General features: G+C 72.4%; 1 protein-coding gene. It reads left to right on the plus strand.

Going from position 1 to position 1,046, the window contains the following annotated elements; genetic code table 11:
• Positions 1-1,046 (plus strand): polysaccharide biosynthesis/export family protein (locus tag MKL11_RS06645; protein ID WP_243941482.1); only part of this gene is annotated, 1,046 nt, incomplete at both ends.

The following is a 1,046-nucleotide window of genomic DNA, read 5'->3' on the forward strand; positions in this document are numbered from 1 at the left end:
GGCTGCACGTATCTGCCCGCGGCGGGGCCGACGGCGAGCGCGATCGAGGCGGGCGCGGAGGTTGCGACCGCGGACGGCGGCGTGCTCGCCCGCTACGAGATCATCGACGTCACGCCCGCCGTGATCGAGGCCCTGCGCGGACGCCCGCTCGACAGCCTGCTCGCCTCGTTCGGCGATCACCGCCCCTCCGCCGAGCCGGTGATCGGCATCGGCGACATGGTCTCGGTCTCGGTCTGGGAAGCCGGGTCCGGCGGCCTGTTCTCCGGCCCGCTGGTCGCCGACCGGTTCTCCGCCGGCTCCAAATCCGCCCTCATCCCCGAGCAACCGGTCGGCCGCGACGGCGCGATCTCGGTGCCCTATGCCGGGCGCATCAAGGTCGCCGGCCGCCGGCCCCAGGACGTCCAGGGCCTGATCGAGAACGAGCTCGCCGGAAAAGCCATCCAGCCGCAGGTGCTGGTCTCGGTCACCCGGCCGATCTCCCAGGCCGTCACCGTCACCGGCGAGGGCGCGGCCGGCGCCCGCCTGCCGCTCTCCGGCCACGGCGACCGCATCCTCGACGTGATCGCCGCCGCCGGCGGCAACCGCTCGCCGGTCTCGGAGACCTTCGTGCGCCTGTCGCGCGGGCCGCTCACCGCGACCGTGCCGCTGACCACGGTGGTGTCGAACCCGAAGGAGAACATCTACCTGCGGCCCAACGACGTGCTGACCCTGGTGCGCGATCCCCAGACCTTCCTGGCGGTGGGCGCGCTCGGCCAGGCGACCGAACTGCCGTTCCAGGCCGACGGCATCACCCTCGCCCAGGCGCTGGCTAAGGCCCGCGGCCTGTCCGACTTCGCCGCCGACCCGGCCGGGACCTTCATCTTCCGGTTCGAGCCGGCCAGCGTGGTCCGCCGCCTGAACCCGGCCACCAAGCTCACCGGAACGCCGCTGGTGCCGGTGGTCTACCGGATCAACATGCGCGACCCCAACAGCCTGTTCACCACCCAGGCCTTCCGCATGCGCAACCGCGACCTGATCTACGTCTCGAATGCCCCGTTCACCGAAGT

Origin of the sequence: Methylobacterium sp. J-077, assembly GCF_022829365.1 — a bacterium.
GTDB lineage: Bacteria > Pseudomonadota > Alphaproteobacteria > Rhizobiales > Beijerinckiaceae > Methylobacterium.